Genomic DNA, 21778 nt, shown 5'->3' with positions numbered 1-21778 from the left:
CGCTTCAGCTAGTATTTATACGCTTGGATTTGGAACAAAATCGCCGCCACGGCAGCGCTTCAAATAATTTAATGCATGAACCTGACCCGTCATTTCCAGCTCGTCCTTGTACACAGGATCATGCCAGCCTTCGATATCGATCGTGCCTTTATATCCATTTTGACGCAAAATCGTTATAATATCGCTCCAGTTGCTGTCGCCAAAGCCCGGCGTCCGATGCCAGACAAATGGCTGCGGACCATGCACACCATGCTCCTTCACAATATCCCAAGCGATCGTCGCATCTTTGCCATGAACATGGAATACTTTGTTTGCCCATTTGCGAAGCTGCGGGATCGGATCAATCAGACTGACCATCTGGTGACAGGGCTCCCACTCCAGGCCGATATTATCTTCCGGCACCGCGTTGAACATAAGCTCCCACGCTGTCGGATTATGCGCGATATTCCAGTCTCCCTGCGTCCACGTGCCACCCATGTCACAGTTTTCAAACGCAATCCGCACGCCTTTGTCCGCCGCACGCCTCGTTAGTTCCCCGAACACTTCCTTAAACCGCGGGATTGATTCATCAATCGGCTGATCCGTCAATCGTCCAGTAAACCCAGATACAATATCAGCGCCAAAAAGTGACGCGTGGTCGATTAAGCGTTCCCAGCTAGCTAAAGTATCCGCATTGTCGCCTGCACCTGTAAGCGGATTGCCGAAGACGCTCAGCGCCGACACCACAAAGCCATGCTGATCGGATAGCGCTCTTACACGTTTAGCCAATTCCGTCAAATCTGTTTTGCCCGTAGTCTGCCAGAACGTCAAATTAAAAGATTCAAAACCATGTCCCACGATTTGCGGTATAATCATATCGGCATTCCCGCCGCCTACCAACGTACCTATTCTCATTTGTTCACTCACCCTTGAATATCACTCCAATATTGGCTTATAGTATGCTTAGCACCTTCATTATAACGAGAGAATTACGAGATGACTCTAAACAATCTTGAGCAAAAGTAGTCTAATCTTGTGGTGGTGAATTTTATTATGACGTATCCAAAAGAGCTTTGGGAAAATACGCGACTAGAGCATAAGGCGTATCCCATTCAATTATTTCATAACCAAGCGCTTGGAATTAAACCGGGTGACAACATGCTGTATTTGCACTGGCATGAGCATTTCGAGATTATTCTGATGAGAGAAGGCAGTGCGCTATTGCATATCGACAGCAGACCCTACGAGATATCCCAGGGAGAATTAATCGTTATTCCGGGAGGCGGCCTGCATGTTGGCTATGCGCTGTGCGAGGGCGATATTCGTTATGATTGTATCGTCTTTAATGCCTCATTGTTCAATGAGTGGGTTCATGATCCCGTGCATGCGCAGCTTGTTGCGCCTTACCTGGAGGGGACGCTGAGATTTCCCGTCAAACCGCTGGAGCATGAGCAGCATGGCGGCGCTATCGTGAAGCTGCTGGATGAGCTCGTGGAAGAGCTTGACGACAAGCAGCCAGGCTATCAACTGCTCGTCAAAGCTAAGCTGTATAGCGCGCTAACGCTGCTTGCCCGCCGCTTCGACAGCCAGCCGCCAAACAGTGGCAGAGGCGCGGCCGCCTCCCACCTGGCTAACCGCGACCGCTTCAAGCAGCTGATCAAACGGTTGGAGTCCGATTTTCAAACCAAAATAACGGTAGAAGCAGCGGCACGACAGGTTAATCTCAATCCGTTCCATTTCTGCAAGCAGTTCAAAAAGCTGACTGGGCGCACCTTCGTCGAATATATCAACGTTTGTCGCGTCAACGAGGCGCAGAGGCTGCTGCTGCAAACGACATCTACCATTAGCGAAATTGCAGCAGCGGTAGGATGCGACAACCCGAATTATTTTACGAAGCTGTACAAGCAATACAAAGGCGTAACCCCATCGGAAGCGCGCAAACGGCCATTGTAGCGCAGCATGGTGGGCTACCTGGATATTTTTGTTATGGACAATCAGTTGCGAGAGAACTTTCAACAAAAAACCTGACAAACCCCTTGGTTTCACAAGGCCTTTGTCAGGTTTTTTTGTTGCTTAAACGGATTAGGACCGAAAGCTTCGTACTATGGAAAGGCGGCCTTGCAGCTGTGACAAAAGTAACGCAATTTCCTTTTCAATAGATCATGGACAGGTCTACCTATTCTATCTATTGTAAAGGATTTTTTTATTCCCAATATTTATTTGTAGCTTATGAACTGTTTTCACAATATCTACACATCTATATACCTATACCCCGTATGGGTATGATAATATTATTTTGTAAGAATAAAATCCCAGATTAAAGGAGAAATCATCATGAAAATCGCAATTATGCTTTTCGATGGGATCACAGCATTAGATGCAATTGGTCCTTACGACGTGTTCGCCGCTACACTAAAATGTGAAGTGAAGTTTGTCGCTAAGAAAAAAGGTTTAATCAAACTGGACTCAAATATGGGTTATTTGCATGCCGATTATAGCTTTTCTGAAGTTACTTCAGCTGATATTCTTGTTGTTCCAGGCTGTAGTCCGCCAAATTATAAAACTCCAATGAATGATGAAGAAACGTTAAATTGGATTCGCCAAATACATGAAACGACGAAATGGACGACATCGGTTTGTAACGGCTCTTTGATTTTAAGCGCAGCAGGCTTGCTAAAAGGAATCACAGCCACAAGTCATTGGGGATCCTTCGATCTGCTCCAATCTCTTGGTACCATTCCTACAGATGAGAGAGTCGTTCGTCAGGGCAAAATGGTTACTGCAGCCGGTGTTTCCTCTGGTATCGATATGGCGCTCCAATTAATAGCATGGGAATTGGGAGAAGATATAGGTAAAGGAGTCCAGTTGATCTTAGAATACGATCCTCAGCCTCCGTTTGACACGGGTTCACCAAAGAAAGCGCCTGCTTTATTGGTAGAACAAATAAAAGGGATGTTACAAGAGTTTGCAGAACGGGAGCCTAATGTGTAAGTCACAAACAAATCAGCAGCCTTTAAAAATAAGACACGAGAGACTCAGCCATGTTCCTGGCTGAGTCTCTTGTGTCTCTATCCCCTTGGCTATCGTTCTATGCCCGTTTTTGCTGTTTTAAAGCCATTGTAAAACGTGTCTACCACCAATGATGCCACCGTTTTTCTGGCAATATGGCCGTCTATGATAGCCTTTTTTGCTACAATAACCCAATGACATGGCTTTCTCATCATCAGCTCAGGGGCCCGCTTGTCATCCGATTTCTCCACCATGCAAATACAAGCGTCTCAGCAATGGAAGACAGCAGCTGATCAGGGAAGCTTTTTCAAAAATTGCTCGATTTCCTCCATGTAGCCGTCAACTGTGATTTGTCTTGGCGCGAACAGGCTGATGAACAAGGCCCGTAATGGCGAATCAGCAGCTTGGACATCCAGCATGGAATGCTCTGTATTTGCAAAAACTTTGACCGTAAGCAAGGACGAAGGGCTTATCTCTTTCCGATAAACCTGCTCGGTCTCCTGCACATTCACATGAATATCCTCTTCCCCCAGCAGCAAAAGCACTGGCGAGATTAGGAGTCACTGATCACTTTATATCACAAGTACTATGGGGGAAGATCTACTATAAGCTCAATTTCCAGCAACGGAAATGCCATGTACTTTAATATGGATAGAGCCTATCGTAATTCCCGTAAACATCTCTACTGCCTCTCTTACGTTCCGCTGCAATTCCATGCATACTTCCTGCATCTTAATTCCATAATGAACGACAATGCTCAAATTAATATCCAGTCCTGTATCTGCTTTTTTCAACTCGATCCCGCCAATAAGGCTGTTTCCCGTCAACTTTTGAGCCAAGCCTTCAACAAGTCCAGTTGACATAGAGGCAACGCCAGCGGTAGCAATGGCTGTTTTACCGATGATTTTGGAAACTACCTCTTTAGAAATCGTAATCTTTCCTAGCACACCTTGAATCAACATGCTGCTTCCCTCCTCAATCTCTTCGTCCTCTTCAGTTATCTATTAATGGAGTGACTCAAAACTATTTGATAGTTAAATGTATCATTTGATTATATTATAAATCATTATTAAACGACAGTCAACATGATCAAAGGCTGCTTCAAGTACTCGGGCATCCCGATTCCTTTAGCCACATAGATTCATACACCATAGCGAAAGGCCGGAGCGTGTCAATCACGTTCCGGCCTTCCTTTGTACTACGGTATATGTTTTTCTATGACTGAAGAATCTTCACCGGCAAATGAGTTAACGACTGCCCTACGGCGGAAGTTGTAAGATGACGCTCCAGGTCAAAGGTTTCAACAGCTTCAATCCCCGGAACCTTCTCCACAAATGCCCTCAGGGCAATGCTCAGCTCCATCCTTGCCAAAGGCGCACCCAGACAAAAGTGAGGGCCATTGCCAAAGGTCAAGTGCTTTTTATTATTGGCACGATGAATATTGATCTCAAACGGATTTTCAAACATGCGCTCGTCCATATTCGCCGCGCTCATCCACGCGATGACAACATCGCCTTTTTTCATATCGACGCCTAACAGATTGTTATCCTGCTTAACCGTACGATGTCGTTTGGAGCAGTGAAACCGATAGCGAAGCATTTCTTCAACAGCTTGAGGAGCTAGACTCGGGTCTTTTCTTAATTGATCATACAACGGTTTGCCTTCATTCAAAAAAGAATAAAACATACTGGAAATCGTATGGCTCGTTGTTTCTATCCCCGCTCCTAACAAAAGCATCGATGTCCGGACCACTTCGTCTTCGGTAAACCTTTCGCCGTCTACCTCCACATTCAAAAGATCCGAAATAATATCGTCGCCGGGATGTGTCCGCTTATGAACGACCATCGGGTATAAAAATTGGTAATATTCCTGTGCAGCTGCCTGCTTTTTCATTTCAATCTCTTCCGCGTTCTCCTCGCTTGCTGGCTGGAACAAGATGTCTACCCAGCTTTTAAAAAGGCCGCTGTCCGTAAGAGGGATTCCAAGCAAATCAGCCATAACCATTGCGGGCAGCGGGGTTGCCAGTGCCTGAACGATGTCAATCGTCGTATTTGGTTCTATGTCCTCCACAAGCCGTTTCGCGATGTTGCTGATCCGAGGCTCCCAGTTTTTTAAGCTGCGGGGTGTAAAAGCAGCGGATAGCAAGGAGCGGCTCTTTAGATGGCGTGGAGGGTCTATGCTTGAAACATTCAGTTTATCCGGAGGGGTCCCCTCCCTGTTTTTCGCTCCAACTAAAACCGTAGTCCTGGACCCTTCGCTCGAAAAATATTCATGCTTGCTCAGTACCTGCTTGACATCGTCATACCTGAAAACATTCCAGGTGTCGGTACCTTCATGATAATACACAGGATGTTCGGACAGCATCTTCCGATACCATTCGAGCGGAAAAAATTCTTCCGATCTTGACTGAAACCGCGAAATTTCATGAACAGTAATCACTTCTTTATACATTAAGATGCCACCTCCAAAAATAACCTCATGATTTCTCAAAACAGAGCAAGCTTTCGCCGCCCTTTATCATAATAATTATACCACCCGTTCATTTTATTGGAATAATTCGTAAGAACTATTTGGAAGATCTCTATATTAAAGGTTTTTATTTATACGAATCGTTCATTTTATTTTTTCATCCGTTTAGCTTATTTCGGATGTGGTCTGCTTTGCTCCATATACCACCAGCATTCTTTGGCAATTTTTCTTGCTTCATTCTGATAGGAGCTGGATTCAAATTCGATTTGAAAGGCCTTTAATACCACTTCTAATATCGATATATTGAGCTCAGCATCCCTAACCAATGACAAAAGCCCTTTTGTAAGTTCTTTGGCTTTGGTGGATGCTTGCGATTGATTAATGGAACGACTGAAAGTTTGAAGTTCGGCCACTAAGCTGTCTTTATCAAGCACGATCTGTTTTGATAATGGGTTGATCAACGCAAGGATGTCAGGATCAATCATATGTTCATGCCTCTCTAACATGGCTCTCAACAAAATTTCGACGTAATTCAGCACCTTGGGCACGAGATTTTTCCAATTCGGCTGTTCGAGGCGAAAATTCCGCCATGTATTTGAAATTTGATGGATAGTGCCCAAACAAAATATAGCTCCTTCATAGGTATAGGCTTGTAATTCTTCACCATATAATTGGGTCAGTCGTCCCGATAACCAATTCAACTGGATTCGGGTCAGATTTTGCAAATCGAATTCCCCTGAATATAAGCCTGTCCAAAATAATTCTAGAACACGCTGCTTTTCCGGGACCGTCATCGGAATTACAATTTGATCCACTAGTAAGTCAAAGTCAGAGGCGTAGTTGCGGGCTTCCAGATCTTTTCGAATGATCATGTCCTCCTGCATACGTTGTTCCAAAATCGCAAGAATACAATCATCCTTGGAACCGAAAAATTTGTAAAATGTTCCTTTGGATACGCCTGATCGGTCCAAAATCATTTGAATCGAAGTATTCGCTACACCATATTCCTCAAATAGCACAAGTGCTGTGTCCAACAGTAGTTGTTTACGTTTATTCATAAGCTCCCCCTGGATTCTTTTGCTTTGAGATGTATAAAGTGATTGTATCACCCATACGGGGAAAGAAAATAGCGCTCTGGCTAGTTAGCGCCGTTGCTACACTCTGTTGCGCTTATTGTTTTAAAATCTAAAAATGGCTCATTCGAGCCATTAAAGTCCGTCGTGTTTTTCTGAACCTGCGACCCCTTCTTCCTTAATAAATAAACGAAAAACGGAGCCCCGATCGCACCCATCATAATGCCTACAGGCAGTTCAATCGGAGCAAATAAAATTCTGGAAAATGTATCAAAAATGGTCAATACAGCAACGCCAATAAATGCTGAGGCAGGCAGCAGCGCTGCTACCGCAATGACGAGCATTCGCGTTGCTTCCACGTTGAGACCCAAGCCCTTCGCGTTGTGCTCATCCAAAGCAAGAATATTCATTCGCCTTGCGAACAGCAGAGCGGATATGCTGCCAATGATCGTATACGTTTCATTTGGTACCTTGTCGACAATGGCCTGAATCTCTCCTACATTTTCAGCTGCTTCTGCTCCCTCCGTCAATGTCGTGCCAGACGCAGTTGCCAGTCCAACAGCCGTTCCCCCAAGCTGATAGAACAATTCCAGTGCCTCGGTGTTCAAAACAACGATTCGCTCTGGTTTATGCATTAAAATAACGTCTTGATCAGCAGCATCTTTAAAGGTTAGAAACGGCTGTCCTTCAGACGAGATCGGACTCCTTTTATTTCTAGATTAGAGTCACTACAATGCTTGATTATTTGTAGCTTTCTTTGTATCTTTCAATGAAGAAGTCAGACTATTAAAATGTTGAATGATATATTCACGGAAGGTTATCGCTGCAAGTGATAGGTAACGATCCTTCATCCATGCAAGATAAAAGGTCAATTGGCATGATGGTTTTTCAATTTCAATGTAGGAAAGGTCTGGGTACTCTCCACGAGAGCCTGCCGGCTGGAAGGCAATCCCCAATCCTGAACGCACGAGACTCGCAATCGCCGCTGGCTCATCACCCTCACAAATCGTGCGAGGTATGAAGCCGGCTTCCTTACAATACGCATCCATTATTTCTCTAAAGGAATATCCCTGCTTGAGGGAAATAAAGTCTTCCTGGGCCGCTTCATGGAGCGAAATCCGTGTAGTACCAGCCAATCTATGTGTAGGTGGCACCGCAATCATAATTTCCTCGGTCACGAGCGGCACATGCCTAATATCATCGCGGCTAATTAATTCAGTTGTCAGAAAAAAATCAATCTCGTTGCGTTCAAGCAACAGCAGTTTGTCCTGTTCTGTAGATGCCTGCGTAATTCTAAAATTAACGTCTGGATATTGAGCAAGATAAGGAGAAAGCACTTTCGATAACCGATTTAGCGTAGTGACAGCCAGGGCAATTCTATTTTGCTCCTGATCAGCTAATGCCGAAATTTCTCTTCTTCCTTCTTCCAAACTTGCCAGTGCGATATTAACTCTCTTTAGATAGGCTTTGCCCTGTTCATTGAGGCGAATCTGCCTGCCTACCCGATTAAATAAAGAGGCGCCTAAATCATCCTCCAATCGCGATATGATCATGCTGAGTGCCGGCTGGGCAATATTTAATTGATTTGCCGCTTTTGTCATATGCTCCGTACGAGCAACCGTTTGAAAATATTTGAGATGTATGATATCCAAATTCGTTCCTCCTTTCATTCATATGAATTTAATTATGATTATATAATAATTTATATATTTTTAATAATAAATATAATGATTTATACTGGGAATATTCTAATGCACTTTGGAGGTCGCCCATGGCACAGCAGTTAGCTTTTCCCACTTCACGATCAACTGAAAATCCGGATAAGATTATCCGTAAGGTTGCATGGGTTGTCGCGCTTGGCGTGCTCCTCAATCCGCTCAATTCATCCATGATTGCCGTTGCCCTCTTACAGATCGGCAATGCATTTCAGGTCAATTTGGCTACCGTCACTTGGCTGCTTTCGGGCTTTTACTTAGCTGGGGCCGTTGGTCCCTCTCTTGCAGGCAAGCTATCCGATCTGTTTGGAGCCAAAAAATTATTTATGAGCGGACTTGTACTCGTTCTGATCAGCAGCCTGCTGGCCATATGGACCCAAAACTTCGGCTTGCTTTTGACGTTGAGGATCATACAAGCGCTAGGCAGCGCCGTCGCTTTTCCAGCTGGCATGTCCATGCTGCGCTCCACCGCTGCAAGGCACAATGAGCAGGATCATCCGGACCGGATCTCTTCGGCCTTAGCCCTAGTCTCCATTATGGCTAACGTCATGGCTGCATTCGGGCCCACACTTGGAGGCATTCTTGTCGGTTCTGTCGGATGGCAATCTATTTTCTGGATCAATATTCCTATTGTGCTGGCCACATTGTTCATTGCCCGCCTATGGCTGCCCAAGGACCATGCCCGACAAGCAACAAGCAGCGAAAGTGGTGCCGTTGTCTCCAACATTTGGTCACGTATCGATATTCCGGGAATTACTCTCTTTATGGTCATGCTTACCACTCTAATGTTGTTCTTGTTGTCACTGACAAAAGGTATGTCCTGGTGGCTTCTTGGCTGCGCAGTCGTATCCATGCTTGCACTTATGATATGGGAAAAACGCGCATCAAATCCGTTTCTTAACTTGCAAATGCTCACTTCCAACCGACGCCTGCGGTCTGTGTACATTCAGTATGTTGGAGTAAATATAGTTTTCTATTCCCTTTTCTTCTGTATCCCGCTATGGCTCAGCCAAGTTAAAGGCTTTGATCCGAAAACAACAGGCTTACTTATGCTTCCATTAGCCGGACTCGGTGTAATCATGACTTCCGTTGCAGTCAGGTGCAACAAGCGCTTCGGCTACCGTACAACGATTATCGCCGGCAATGCTCTCCTTGTGCTCAGCACGCTGTTGCTGCTGCTGTTGGGTGATAACAGCTCAATCCTTATGATTGTTCTGATTAATGCAATGCTTGGCATTCCTAACGGATTCAACAATATGGGGCTGCAAACCGCTCTATATGTGGTAACCCCAGCAGAAGAGACCGGAGCAGCTTCCGGCTTGTATGTCACGTTTCGTTCAATCGGGAGCATTTTATCCACCAGTTTGCTGGGACTGACCTTTGGCGGTGCGATTACATCTAGCGGACTTCATACTATTGGACTTATAACAGCCGGACTTTCTGTTGTCTTGTTTGTAAGCAGCTTATCCCGCAGATTGATTTAAACGCAGATTAAAAAAGCTTGACCGTGTCATAAAAAATACCCCGGAATCCTTGTGGATTTCGGGGTATTTTTTTCCCTTTTATTGATGTGCCTTCCATTTGCATTCCGTTACTTCAAGCTCACTGAAAACAGCATCAAACGAAGATTGTTCCGGGCTGCAAGCGTATACGCCAAATTGAATTTCTTCTCCGCCTTCAAATAAATGAAATATTCGCATTTGTTTATAAATGATTCCGTCATATGAACTTTCGATACAATAATCACTTTCACGGCGGCTTAATCGGTAGTACATCGTCTTTACATTTGCCGGGATATCCGTCGTCGCCCAATCCGAAAACCCATGGTTGGTGACGACACTCCCTAACCGTTGATATTCATCATTTTCAAATTCAATAGAAGCTTTAAACCAGTTTTCACTGTTTTGATAAAGGATAACGCCGCACTGGTCGTATCGATGTTTACTGTTAAATTCCGTCTTCACAACAAATGAAAAGTAGGGATCGACCGTTTTTAGCAATAAAGCGGGGGCGGAATCATTTTGAAAACCGTAATAGGTGCGCTGCCAAAAATCGGTTCCCGGCTCCGTTGTAATCGTAATCTTATTTTCATCCACGGCATACTCTTTCGGTTCATGAAGCCAAAATGCTTTATGTAGTTCATACTTCATTTTATAGGTCTCCTTATTGATTAAATTTACTTTTGTCCATTCAAATTTTTGGGACGGCTCCCGTTTAAGATTTAAAGTCAATGAGCATGTCATATGATACAACAAAAACGGATGCTTACCAAGGTGAGACCAGTCTTTTGCCACTTCCTTATCTATATTTCTCTACTCTATCCATAACTCGAAACTATTTTTTAAAATTGTATGTACAAAATAGCACTTCAAAAAGCGCCAGGACAATGCCTTGCGCTTTTTGATAAGGGTACCGCTACGTTTTCATCTTCTCTAAACAGCTTAATATAAATAGCTGCTCCTGCTCCATATTTTCTCTCAGCTTATCAAAAATACTTAACAACAGCTTCTCGTCTTCTTTAAATCTGTATTTAATAACTAAATTTCGCAAGGACAAATAATGATGCTTCAAAACCGCGCTAGTGTCTAATAGATGCTGGTCATGCTGCATGTACCCATATTCCATCAAATAGGCAAGGCGCTTCTCCATTAAAATTTTGTGCTCATACAGCAGGTGAAACGCACGCAGATCAAATTGGGCAGATGATGAGGAATTAATCTCCTGCAAATCCGGCAGAAGCCGCTGCAGCGCTTGGAATCCGAAATCGAACTGCTGCTCCTCTACCATATCAAACGTTGGTTTGGAGTAAAGATAATTTTCCATCCCGGCCGCAATTTGTTCCATATTAATGCTGCATTCAACGGCTGTATGACGCTTCAAAAAACGAATTTCCGTCCAGAAATCGTATTTGTCCGGCAGACACCAATAACCCTCCTCCAATTCTGAAAAAGGGCATTCCGCCTTTATAAACCGCTCCTCAAAGTTGTCGGCGACAAGCGCCATTTCCTTGTCCGAATCATATCCGTAAATCAATAGATCATGAATATTATGCCCATTTTGGTATGAATCCGCCAACGATATATGGTGCCGGTCTACAAAAATATATAAATAATAGCCTAAATCTATCGACTCAATAATGACCTCCTTTAACGATTTCCCCCATTTGGCAACGACCATGTCCTGGGGAAGCTGATAAAAGGATAGGCCGGGACAGTTTTTAAGCAGCATATGGTGATTGTCAAAAGCGAACATTTTCCAACCCTTGGCATATCTGATTTGAATAAAATGATTGAAGACCCACGGCCATAACGGTTCGCTCATGATGGAAAACAAGCATCCGTATGAGGTGTACGTGCTAATTTCCGGCTCTTGAAGGTATAGCGCTTTTCTTGACATGACTTGCCTCCTCCCGCTGTGTAATGGCCATCACATGCTACAATCCTAGAATATGGTAGCCAGCATCGACATGGAGAACCTCACCTGTAATCCCTCTTGATAGATTGCTTAGCAAAAACATAGCCGTATCGCCTACCTCATCCTGATCAATATTTCGCCGAAGCGGCGCCTGCTGCTCAATGGCCGTCAGCTTATCTTGAAAATCAGCAATCGCTGAAGCTGCCGATGTGAGCACGGGTCCAGCTGAGACGGCATTTACACGAATGCCATGCTTGCCTAAATCCTCAGCCAAGTAGCGTACGCTTGCTTCGAGCGCGGCCTTCGCAACACCCATCACATTATAATTTTTCACAACACGACCAGATCCTATGTAGGTTTGCGTCACAATGGCGCCTCCCTCTTTCATTAAACCGCGGGCCTGCTTAGCCATAGCCACTAATGAAAAGCTGCTGGCGTTTTGCGCCAGCAGGTAGCCTTCTCTCGTCGTATCGATATACTCTCCTTGCAGCTGATCCGCATAGGCGATGGAATGGACGAGTCCATGAATGGTCCCGACCTGTTCTCCAATGGTGTTGAATGCTTCGGCAATGCTCGCATCATTCAATATATCGCATGGGACAACAGCTGCCGCGTCCATGTCATGCTCCTGAAGCAGCTTCGTCAGTTTTCGCAAGGACTTATCCTTTCGGTAGGTGAACACAAGCCTTGCTCCTTCCCGATGAAGCGATTTGGCAATCCCCCACGCTAAACTCTTCTCATTGGCAACGCCTGATACGACAATGATATGGTCTTTCATCAGCATCGGATTTACCTCCTCCGGAAAAGGTTGAAATTCCTTTCAGCAGCTAGCTGTTAATGGAGCGTAGAAAGCAGGCTTTCCAGCTCCTCGTAATCCAGCTCCTTAAAGATGGGCACCATTTGATGAAATGCACACAGTGCCATAGCATGATCATCATCTGCGAACGTCTGCATGAAATAAGCGGCAGACGCCCCTTCTTCAAGGCTTGCCGCCACTTCTCCGTCCTCCTTGATGAGGAAGGAGAATGAGTCAAGTGGAATGGACATTCCTTTGCCTACTGCCTTGATATAGCTTTCTTTCAACGTCCACAGCTGGTAAAAATACGTGAGCTGGCGGCTGCCAGCCAGACTCATCAGCATTTTATATTCATCCGACGTGAAAAACCGCTCTGCAATGGACAAGTCTTGTGGTTTCATGCGCTCAATGTCAATTCCAACCGGGCAGTCGCCGAAGGCGCAGACTACCCAGTCACCGGAATGTGACACATTGAAATGACAGCCGATGGAAGGGTTATGTAGCAGCGGCTTGCCAAACTCATTTTTGTAAAACGAAAGCTCATCATTCGATAGCTGCCATCGCTTGCTAATGGCAAGTCGTGCCAAAATTTCACCCGTCAGCGAACGATAAGCGTCAATCGGCCGGCGGTACCGGCGGACGGCTTCCCGCTTGCTTTCTGAAACGTAATTCAACATCACGGGATAAAGCGCCGCAGCTTTCCTCTCATCCAGCCGCAGCATATAAACCTCTATCATGTATAAACTCCTATCGGGAAATTTTTTCTGCTAGACGTGAAGGAGCCAGATAGTCGCTTAATTCATAATACATGCCGGTCTCATCAATAATTTGATGGAACCAGCGTGTCTGCTCTTCTACCGAAACCTTTTTCGTATCCAAAATGATTTTCAGCAAATCGAGCGCTGTTCTCATCTGTTCCAAAGTTGGCTTCTCCCCAGTCTCCTCAAGACGATCCTGGATCTCCTGAATTTTGCGATACGACTTCACAACCTTCTCCTGATACTCCTCATTATCCCAGTTTTGGTTAAGGGTAGCTACTGCGACTGCCAAGCTACGCGTAATAATAGTCGGGATATGCTTTCTGAGGCCCGGATAAGCCGCTAAAATTTGCTCGATTTTTTTGCGATCCTCCTTCGTGCCATAGCAAAGCGCTTCGATCCCATCCACGTTCGCCTTCACCATATTGGTCAATACATTTTTAGGTCCCATTTCGACCGTAAGCGTAACGCCTTTATGTTTAAAATATTGCATCGTACGCTCCCATTGTACCGGGCTAGTTAAATGCAGCGCAAGATTTTGCGCCACTTTCTCCGAATGTGCCATCGGCTCGGCATTGCGGTTCGTAATGACCGGATATTTGAAAAAGCCGTACTCCAGCCCGGATAATTTGTCTAACAATTGGTCGGCCATCGGCTGCATAAAGCTGCAGTGGAACGGAGCGCTGGCAAGCAGCGGCGTTGCCAGCCCGCCATGATTCGCGAGCCTGTCCTCCAGCTCCATAACCGCATCGCTTTCCCCCGAAATCGCGGTTTGATTCGGCGTGTTATAGCAGGACACCCAAACCTGACGGCCCTCCTGCTCCATTGCTTTGCATTCATCCATAACCAGCTTTCGCTCGACACCATCAATAATGGACATCGCTCCGACACCGCTTACTGCAACCTCGTCGGTCATTTTCCCCCGTTCGTGCAGCAGCTTCACCGCATCGGCAAAACGAATCGCTCCTGCGCAAGTAAACGCCGCATATTCACCAAGGCTGTGCCCGGCAAGAAATTGCGGTACGATGCCAAGCTCCTGCATATAAACGCGGAAGCTGGCTACGCTAGATACGAGAATGGCAGGCTGGGCATTTTTCGCTTTGGACAGCTCTGCAAGCGAGCCTTCAAAACAGAGCTTAGCCAAATCGTAGCCAAGCACGTCGTTTGCTTCCTCAAATGTTTGCTTTACAATCGTATATTGGTCATAAAGACCTTTCGACATGCCGACAAAGTGAGAGCCTTGACCCGGGAACAAAAACGCCATTTTTTCCATTATTACTTCCTCCAATATCATATTAGCCGTATTTTTTCCAAAAAGCAGGCAAACACGACCATTTAACCTGTTATCCTGCTTCAGCTAAACGCTCTAGTCGATGTTCATCGTGAACCTGTCTTATTATTCATCCATTCATTAAACACGGCTGATTAAGGTGAGATAGTCTGGAGCACTTTGAAGATGAACAGCATCATGCTCGAAAATGAGCAGTCCGTCCCGCTCCTCCACTTCCTTAAAGCCGGCGAATTTATACGTAAGCAGCATCATGCGATTACGGTCTGTAGGCACGAACTCGGCGCGTAATACCGCTCCCGCATCATGCGCCATCTTGGCGACGTATTGCAGCATGATACTGCCTACGCCTCTGGACATAACACGGCATGACATTAACAACAGCTTCAGCGTCCAAATGTTGTCCTTGCATTCAAGCAGCGTTAAACCGATTTTGCCGTACGTGCCGTATTTATCCTCCAATTCGGAAATAAGCAGCTTGTGGTTCGGTGAATGGCGGAATTCATCCAATTCCTCGTAGGAATAGGTATAGCCGGTTGCATTCAACTGATGCGTTCTTACCGTCAGCTCCTCCGCCCGCTTTAAATCGTCTCCCTCAACCGAAGAAACCGTAAACACCATGCCTAGTGAGGCGAGAAACTCCTCCTGAGAGCCATCGAAGCTGGATTCAACTTCATTGCGTACGATATCGCTCATGTAGAGGCTTCTGCGGTTCCGGGAGTCTTCGGTAATAAAGGTTGGATTAAATTCCGGCCTCTCGAGCAGCCCTTCCGTCTCGGCTGCATCTATGCACAGGACGTCAGGATGGTTGAAGCTGACCTCTTCCCGCTCAAACGGCTGATCATCGATAAAAGCAATCGTATCCATCCCGATATTGATCGATTCGACAATCGTCTTGATCGCGGAAGATTTGCGGTTCCAGCTAATTTGCGGGTAGATGAAATAATGTTCAATCCCAAACTCTCTCAATTTCTCCATCGCCACATCATGCTCATTGCGGCTGGCAATTGACTGCAGGATGCCCCGCTCATCCAGCGTTTTAATGACGTTCACAATATCGCTTCGCAGTTCAACAGTCGTATCCTCCATTAAAATGCCATTCCAAATCGTATGGTCCAAATCCCACACGACGCATTTGATTTTACGCTTTGCCGTATCCTTCTTCTCCTCAACATTGTACGCCACAGGCATTCATCTCCTTATGAATTGGCTGTTTGAGCCATTGTCCGCCCTGCTCGGCGGTTTGTCACGAACTGCTGCTCGGCAATTAGCATTTCATGCATCTGCGACGTTCCCTCGATGATTTCATTAATTTTGGCATCACGGAAATAGCGTTCCACCGGGTATCCGCTATGGCAGCCGTTAGCTCCATGTATTTGCACCGCATCGTTAGTAATTTTGGTCAGCATAGTCGAAGCAAAATATTTGGCCGTCCACGTTTCCATAATGCTGTCGGGATCGCCGCTATCGCGTAAATATCCAACTTTATAGCAAAGCATTCTAGCCGCCTTCACCTGTACGGCCATTTCAGCAATCATCTTCTGAATCAGTTGATTGTCCCGGAGCGGCCGTCCAAATTGGACTCTTGTGCTGCCGTATTCTACCGAAGCCTCCAGGCATGCCTGCGCCAAACCAACGCAGCCGCAGGCTATTGTATATCTGCCGTAATCAAGACAGGGCAGCGCGATATGCGTCAGTCCCATGCCGAGCTTGCCCAGCAAATTTTCTTGCGGAATTCGGCAGTCGGAAAGCACAACTTCGGCAATCATGGAGCCTCTTGCACCGAGCAGGCCGGACATGGGCAGTACCGTTACCCCGAGCCGCTCCCGCTCAACGAGAAATGCTGCTGGCTGGCCATCGCATTTGGCAAAAATGAGAAACAGATCGGCAATTTGTGCGATCGTAATCCATTTTTTACGGCCATTTAATACGTATTCGTCTCCGTCCAACTCAGCCGTTGTCTCGATGCTCTTGGCATCGCTGCCAGCGTTTGGCTCCGTTAGGCCAAATGCTGCCAAGGCGCTGCCGGTCGCAAGCTTGGGCAGCCAATCGCTGCGCTGCTGCTCCGTTCCCCAGCGCAAAATAGCAAGGGATACCATTCCGTGAACGGTCAACAGGCTTCTTGCTGAAGAGCAGCCGCGCCCCGCCTCTTCGTTGAGAATGCCAAGCGTCACGTTGTCCAGCTCCATACCGCCGTATTTTTTGGGCAGCATCGATCCCAGATAGCCGGCCTCTGCCATTTTCCGGAGCATATCCGGATGGATGCGCTCCTCGCTGTCATTCAAATCAGCTAGCGGCACCATTTCGTTATCAACAAACGCGCTGAACTCATTTTGCCAATTTTCCTGTGCCTCAGTCAGTTCAATTTTCATCCTTAACCTCCCGAGACTTGCGATGACTGCTGATCGACTGCTGCTTTCTCTTGAATCAGACTGACCATCCGGTTAATGGTGCGGAAGTTGTCCAAATCCATGTCACGGCTATCGATAGTAAGCGCAAATTCCTTCTCCAGAAACATAACCAGCTGCATCGCGAACAGTGAATTGACAAAGCCTAGGGCGAAAATATCCTCATCGTCACCAAGCTCATGCTTGCGAAAAAACCGCGATAAAAACTTTTTAATTTTAACTTTCATTTCTTCCATTATTGGCACTCTCCTCATCCCGATTCGGGTTAATATCTTGCGAAATCCATTCATCAGTAAACATTAATACGTATAAAACCCTTGACCGCTTTTTCTGCCATGCAGCCCCGCGTCGACCATTTTCCTAAGCAGCGGGCAGCAGCGGAACTTCGGGTCCTGATAGCTTTCATAAAGCACATTCAGGGAATGCACGACCGTGTCCAGACCGATCAAGTCGGCCGTTTCGAGCGGCCCCATCGCATGTCCATAGCATTTTTTAAAAATTTCATCGACTTCCTCCGCCGACGCCACCTGATCCTGCACGACATAAGCAGCTTCATTCATAAACAAATGGGAAATCCGGTTGGATACAAAGCCCGGATAGTCGTTAACGACGATCATTTCCTTGCCCATGCTGCCCATAAGCCCATCAACCGCACGGATACATTCCTCAGAGGTATGGTAGCCGCGAATGACCTCGACCGTCTTCTTGGTGGGCACCGGATTCATGAAATGTGTACCAATAACCTGAGGCGCACGTGTGGTCACAGCGGCCAGCTTTGTAATGGAGATGCAGGACGTGTTAATCATAAAAATGCAATCTTGCTGGCAGATGCCATCAATAAGCTCGTAAATGCCGCGCTTTACATCCCAATTTTCCGTAGCGTTCTCGATGACAAAGCTGACGTCGCTGAGACTATGATGCTCCGTCGTAAACTCGATGCGGTCCATAATTTGCTCCGAAGCCTCCAAGTTTCCTGATGAGCCGAACAGCCCACGGAATCTCAGCTGGGTGGCAATTTCCTCCCTCGCTTGTTCAAGCTTCGCTTTGTCAATGTCGACCAGCACAACCGATAAGCTTGATTGGGCGAGCGCTTGGGCAACCCCTCTTCCCATTACACCTGCTCCGATTACCCCGATTTTCACAGCGATCTCCACTTCTTTCTTCATTGGATTTTAATAGTGATGCTCCCTAGCCCCGGCCAGCCTGCTAGCTAGCGAAATGCTGTCTAGTAAGTCGATTGGCTGCCTTCCAGCTCAAAAGTCTGGGGATGCATGCCTACGAGCTTTGCCGCGTATTCGCGTTCCAGCGCGAGTGCCGAATCCAACTGCTTGTTCAGGATTACGGCAGATTGTGCGCTTAATTTGGCGGTAAAAACCGATTTTGCCACTTGGGCCCGGATTTGCTTCCAAACTTCCAGACTGTCTTCGACCGTGCTCTGCAGCTGCCTATACACACCGGCTAATTGCTCATAGCGATATTGATCCACGAGCTTGGCATTCACGATTTGATTCAGCGTATCAAGCAAACTTTCGCCATAATCTTTAATCAGATACCCATCCCGCAAGGCGTGTTTAACCTTTTCCAGAAAGCTGGACAACGCATGCAAGCTGCTGTCCAGAAGCTGCTGCCTATGTGCGGCGGCGGAAGCAGGCGTTTCTATTAAGCTATCAGATCCAGGTACTGCACCATCGGCAGTGATAGCTGAAAATTCATAATAAACAGGCACTTCGCTTCCGAAATGGTCCATATAGCCAAGATGCCCCTGCAGCGTATCCTCATAACTCACCCATCTTTTCTGATAGGTCAACCTTTCGATGTGGTCATGCTCAATGACGCCGAACATCTGCCTGCTGTCATCAAAGCCGAATACGAGCCAAGAATGCGGCCAATGCCTCTTTTTGAACGTTTCCGTCCGGTTCGAGGCGTAGTAGCAGTCGATTCGCACGATAACCGGCTTATTGCTGAGGACAGCTTGTTTGAGCTCTGCGATTACGGAATGGCCGACCTCTCTCGTTTCCATCCGAATGCCTATGCCATGCAAAAGCTGCTCTAAAGGCTTTGCCGCTGCGTAATCTACCTGAAAGTGGACCGTGTCCTCGTCATAGCGATAGATGACCGTATCATTAGCGAGAATTGGCAGCAAGCTCTGCTGGTAGTAGGATACAATTGGAAACAGCGAGTGATAGAAACACTCCTTGTAAAATAAATCGTTAAACGGTTTGATACGATCATCATGCTTGAGCGTCATCAGTGCAGGACTAGCGAATGCTTCAGATCCAGCTGCGGCTTGGCTTCTTTGCGAAAATGGCGCTGCTGCTTCACCGTTCGTCCGCCGCAGAAAGCCCCTAATCGTCGGGTAGCGGTAAATATCCTCGCTTTCAAAGGAAAATCCCGCTTTCTCCAGCTCGACCTCCAGCTTCAATGCTTTTAGCGAATGCCCGCCCGCATTAAAGAAATCGTCGGTTACGCCAATCTCCTCTACCTCCAGCAAATCCTTCCAAATGCGAAGCAGCTTCTCTTCTTGCTCATCCGCTGGCGGTTCGCCAATGAATAGTCCGCTGACCCTTTCATAAGGGCTTGGAAGCTGCTTCCGGTCTATTTTTCCGTTGGGTGTATACGGAAGCTCACTGAGCGGAATATAGAATGAGGGCAGCATATAATCGGGAAGCCGGGATGCAACGGCGCTTCTTATGACATCCGCCAACAGAGCGGCCGAGGATACGTAGTAGGCGCAAAGCATGTGATTCCCCTGGCCGTCCTCCTGTGCAATGCAAACGGCAGCTTTAATCTGCTCCATGCTTAATAGTGCAGATTCTACCTCGCCCAGCTCCACTCTAAAGCCCCTGATTTTCACTTGATGGTCGATGCGCCCCAGAAATTCGATATCCCCGCCAGGGAGCCGCCTTGCCAGATCGCCTGTCCGGTACATTTTCCCACCGCTTCCATAAGGGCACGGAACGAATCTGTCGGCAGTCAGGTCCTCCCGCTTCCAGTAGCCGATGGCTACGCCATCTCCGGCGATGCATAGCTCCCCAGCCACGCCTTCCGGCAGCAAGCGCAGAAACGGGTCGACAATATACATTTGCGTATTGGTGATAGGTGCCCCCAAAGTGATGCTGCTCGCACTCGTCACATCCTTGACGGAGGACCAGACCGTCGTCTCCGTCGGGCCGTACATATTGTAAATACTTGCCCCACCGCACCGTTCCCGAAGCTGGTAAAGCAGCTCATCGGGGAATGCTTCACCGCCTACCATAAGCGTCGTTATCTGCTCCATGCCTGCCTCCGCTTGGCTATCGTTCAGCAGCAGCTGAATCCGGGAAGGCGTCGCCTGCAGCAGCTCAATCCGATTGTGCGTCAGCCACCGCTTCAACAAGGCCGGATTATGCTGCTCCTCTTCGCCCGCAATGACGACAACCAGACCTTGCGTCAGCGGCAGGAGCGTCTCCAGCACGAATATATCGAAGCAAAGCGTCGTAACGGCAGCAATTGTTTTTCCTCCTGTGAAGGCAGGGATTCGGGACGTAATGCCCGTAATAAAATTAACCACCGCCCTGTGCGGAACTAGCACACCTTTCGGCAGGCCAGTAGAGCCGGATGTATAAATTAAGTAAGCGGCATCCTCTGGGTCGTTCACATTAGACAGCAAAGGATCGAATTCCCCGTATACCCGGTTGTCGTCGAGATTTACGGTTTCCCCTTGAAAATCAACATGGCTGATTAGTCCATCCTGTGTAAGCAGGACGCCCGCGCCGCTGTCGACCAGCATATGCTTGATCCGGTCCTGTGGATAGGCCGGGTCAATGGGCAGATAGGCGCCCCCCGCCTTCAAAACCGCCAAAATAGCGATCATCATTTCCAAAGACCGATTCGTCATGACAGCGGCAACCCGATGCCGTTCAATCCCCTTGCTGCGAAGCAGGCAAGCGAGTCGGTCTGAACGATCCTTAAGCTCCCCGTAAGTAAGCTCAATCCCGCCAAAACGCAGGGCGGTCCAATCTGCGGTATTCATGGCTTGACTATCAAACAGCTCATGCACCGTTTTATCCTTCGGATAAGGAACAGCCGCCAGATTGAACCGTTCAAGCTCGTCCATTTCCTCCTGTGAAAGCATGTGTATCCGGTTCAGTGGAATAGCTGTATTCTGAAGCACCTCGTCCAGAAAACCGACAAAGTGGTTAAAAAGCCGTTCCATGTATCGCTGCGAATACATGGAACGTTCATAGAGCAGCTCCAGCTGAAGGCGGTTGCCCTCCATGATGAAATAAAAGGTAACCGTTGCTTTCGAGTCCTGCATGTATACGGGTGCATGCAGCGTATTCAGTGCGACGACTGTTTTAAAAGCATGAACAACTGCTTCGGAATCCTGCTTAAGCAGCCTGATAATGGCTTGAAAGGGAATGTGCTTGTACTTCCTCGCCTCCTGCACCGTCTGGCTCACGCACTGTAAATATTCCTTGAAGGACAGTGCTTCATCGACAGGCACCTGCAGGCCAGTCAGCCGGTTGGGAGCAATGTTTGCTGCCGTTTGTTGTCCGGACGGCATTCCGGCGGTCACGATCCGCTCACCTGTATATCGATGAAGCATATAGAGCGCACCAGACAGCAAAAACGCATACAGGCCTTGCTGGGAGTTCCTGCAAACCGACAGCAGCCTTTCAGTCAATGCAGGCGGAATCGGGCCCTTGATCAAATCGACTGCTCCCTGACGCAAGCCAGCATCCTTGAGGTCGCCCTCAAAGGCAGTCGGCTCAGCTGAAGGATCGAGCTTGCCGAGCCAATACTCCCGTTCCTCCTGCCACTTGCCGCCCGTCAACAGCATATTTTCCGAATAGGAATCCATATCCATTCCCTCCCTTCTTTTCTACA

General features: G+C 47.2%; 20 protein-coding genes. 3 read left to right on the top strand and 17 right to left on the bottom strand.

Features of this window, described 5'->3' with window-relative positions; genetic code table 11:
• Nucleotides 1-15 precede the first annotated feature (15 nt).
• Entirely contained in the window at nucleotides 16-894 is an 879-nt protein-coding gene (locus WH37_RS12410) for a sugar phosphate isomerase/epimerase family protein (protein WP_046230908.1), read from the bottom strand.
• Nucleotides 895-1032: 138 nt separating this feature from the next.
• Between WH37_RS12410 and WH37_RS12405 the strand changes: the two genes are divergently transcribed.
• Together WH37_RS12405 and WH37_RS12400 are read left to right on the top strand one after the other, a co-directional pair.
• Nucleotides 1033-1932, top strand: a complete 900-nt coding sequence (locus tag WH37_RS12405; protein ID WP_046230907.1) for a helix-turn-helix transcriptional regulator — start codon at nucleotides 1033-1035, stop codon at nucleotides 1930-1932.
• Nucleotides 1933-2313: 381 nt separating this feature from the next.
• Nucleotides 2314-2970, top strand: a complete 657-nt coding sequence (locus tag WH37_RS12400; protein WP_046230906.1) for a DJ-1/PfpI family protein — start codon at nucleotides 2314-2316, stop codon at nucleotides 2968-2970.
• A 311-nt stretch (nucleotides 2971-3281) separates the two neighbouring features.
• Here WH37_RS12400 and WH37_RS12390 read toward each other — a convergent pair whose 3' ends face one another.
• The 6 genes from WH37_RS12390 to WH37_RS12365 form a co-directional block, all read right to left on the bottom strand.
• Entirely contained in the window at nucleotides 3282-3500 is a 219-nt protein-coding gene (locus WH37_RS12390; RefSeq protein ID WP_046230904.1) for a hypothetical protein, read from the bottom strand.
• 99 nt (nucleotides 3501-3599) lie between these two features.
• Nucleotides 3600-3950, bottom strand: coding sequence for an Asp23/Gls24 family envelope stress response protein (locus WH37_RS12385; protein WP_046230903.1), 351 nt, complete (start codon nucleotides 3948-3950; stop codon nucleotides 3600-3602).
• A gap of 253 nt (nucleotides 3951-4203) precedes the next feature.
• Nucleotides 4204-5439: a cytochrome P450 gene (locus WH37_RS12380; protein WP_046230902.1), complete on the bottom strand. Its 1236-nt coding sequence runs from the start codon at nucleotides 5437-5439 to the stop codon at nucleotides 4204-4206.
• Nucleotides 5440-5627: 188 nt separating this feature from the next.
• On the bottom strand, nucleotides 5628-6515 hold the full coding sequence (locus WH37_RS12375) for a TetR/AcrR family transcriptional regulator (RefSeq protein ID WP_046230901.1): 888 nt from the start codon (nucleotides 6513-6515) through the stop codon (nucleotides 5628-5630).
• Between the two features lie 80 nt (nucleotides 6516-6595).
• Nucleotides 6596-7165: an iron chelate uptake ABC transporter family permease subunit gene (locus tag WH37_RS33540; RefSeq protein ID WP_052736943.1), complete on the bottom strand. Its 570-nt coding sequence runs from the start codon at nucleotides 7163-7165 to the stop codon at nucleotides 6596-6598.
• A gap of 93 nt (nucleotides 7166-7258) precedes the next feature.
• Nucleotides 7259-8182, bottom strand: a complete 924-nt coding sequence (locus WH37_RS12365; RefSeq protein ID WP_046230900.1) for a LysR family transcriptional regulator — start codon at nucleotides 8180-8182, stop codon at nucleotides 7259-7261.
• Nucleotides 8183-8301: 119 nt separating this feature from the next.
• Here WH37_RS12365 and WH37_RS12360 point away from each other — a divergent pair, with 119 nt between their 5' ends.
• Nucleotides 8302-9729 (top strand): MFS transporter, encoded by a 1428-nt coding sequence (locus WH37_RS12360; RefSeq protein WP_052736942.1) that lies wholly within the window; start codon nucleotides 8302-8304, stop codon nucleotides 9727-9729.
• A gap of 78 nt (nucleotides 9730-9807) precedes the next feature.
• Here WH37_RS12360 and WH37_RS12355 read toward each other — a convergent pair whose 3' ends face one another.
• From WH37_RS12355 to WH37_RS33535, 10 genes are all read right to left on the bottom strand, one after another.
• Nucleotides 9808-10395, bottom strand: coding sequence for a DUF1349 domain-containing protein (locus WH37_RS12355; RefSeq protein ID WP_046230899.1), 588 nt, complete (start codon nucleotides 10393-10395; stop codon nucleotides 9808-9810).
• A 265-nt stretch (nucleotides 10396-10660) separates the two neighbouring features.
• Nucleotides 10661-11641 carry a hypothetical protein gene (locus WH37_RS12350; protein WP_046230898.1) on the bottom strand — a complete coding sequence of 327 codons (981 nt, stop codon included), beginning with the start codon at nucleotides 11639-11641 and terminating at the stop codon, nucleotides 10661-10663.
• Nucleotides 11642-11678: 37 nt separating this feature from the next.
• Nucleotides 11679-12443 carry an enoyl-ACP reductase FabI gene (locus WH37_RS12345; protein WP_046230897.1) on the bottom strand — a complete coding sequence of 255 codons (765 nt, stop codon included), beginning with the start codon at nucleotides 12441-12443 and terminating at the stop codon, nucleotides 11679-11681.
• 50 nt (nucleotides 12444-12493) lie between these two features.
• Entirely contained in the window at nucleotides 12494-13192 is a 699-nt protein-coding gene (locus tag WH37_RS12340) for a 4'-phosphopantetheinyl transferase family protein (RefSeq protein WP_052736941.1), read from the bottom strand.
• A gap of 10 nt (nucleotides 13193-13202) precedes the next feature.
• A complete protein-coding gene (gene fabD, locus WH37_RS12335) occupies nucleotides 13203-14486 on the bottom strand; it encodes an ACP S-malonyltransferase (protein ID WP_046230896.1) in 1284 nt (427 codons plus the stop codon).
• Between the two features lie 138 nt (nucleotides 14487-14624).
• Complete coding sequence (locus WH37_RS12330; protein ID WP_231594210.1) at nucleotides 14625-15686, bottom strand: HAD-IIIC family phosphatase; 1062 nt, start codon at nucleotides 15684-15686, stop codon at nucleotides 14625-14627.
• A 14-nt stretch (nucleotides 15687-15700) separates the two neighbouring features.
• On the bottom strand, nucleotides 15701-16873 hold the full coding sequence (locus WH37_RS12325) for an acyl-CoA dehydrogenase family protein (protein WP_046230894.1): 1173 nt from the start codon (nucleotides 16871-16873) through the stop codon (nucleotides 15701-15703).
• 2 nt (nucleotides 16874-16875) lie between these two features.
• Nucleotides 16876-17145, bottom strand: a complete 270-nt coding sequence (locus WH37_RS12320) for an acyl carrier protein (RefSeq protein WP_046230893.1) — start codon at nucleotides 17143-17145, stop codon at nucleotides 16876-16878.
• Between the two features lie 63 nt (nucleotides 17146-17208).
• Nucleotides 17209-18057, bottom strand: a complete 849-nt coding sequence (locus WH37_RS12315) for a 3-hydroxyacyl-CoA dehydrogenase family protein (RefSeq protein WP_197091367.1) — start codon at nucleotides 18055-18057, stop codon at nucleotides 17209-17211.
• Between the two features lie 77 nt (nucleotides 18058-18134).
• Nucleotides 18135-21752, bottom strand: a complete 3618-nt coding sequence (locus WH37_RS33535; protein WP_052736940.1) for a non-ribosomal peptide synthetase — start codon at nucleotides 21750-21752, stop codon at nucleotides 18135-18137.
• Nucleotides 21753-21778 lie beyond the last annotated feature (26 nt).

Origin of the sequence: Paenibacillus algorifonticola (genome assembly GCF_000971975.1) — a bacterium.
GTDB classification, from domain to species: Bacteria; Bacillota; Bacilli; order Paenibacillales; family Paenibacillaceae; genus Pristimantibacillus; species Pristimantibacillus algorifonticola.
The sequence above is the reverse complement of the archived record's forward strand: the minus strand, read 5'-3'. Positions and strand labels throughout refer to the sequence as shown.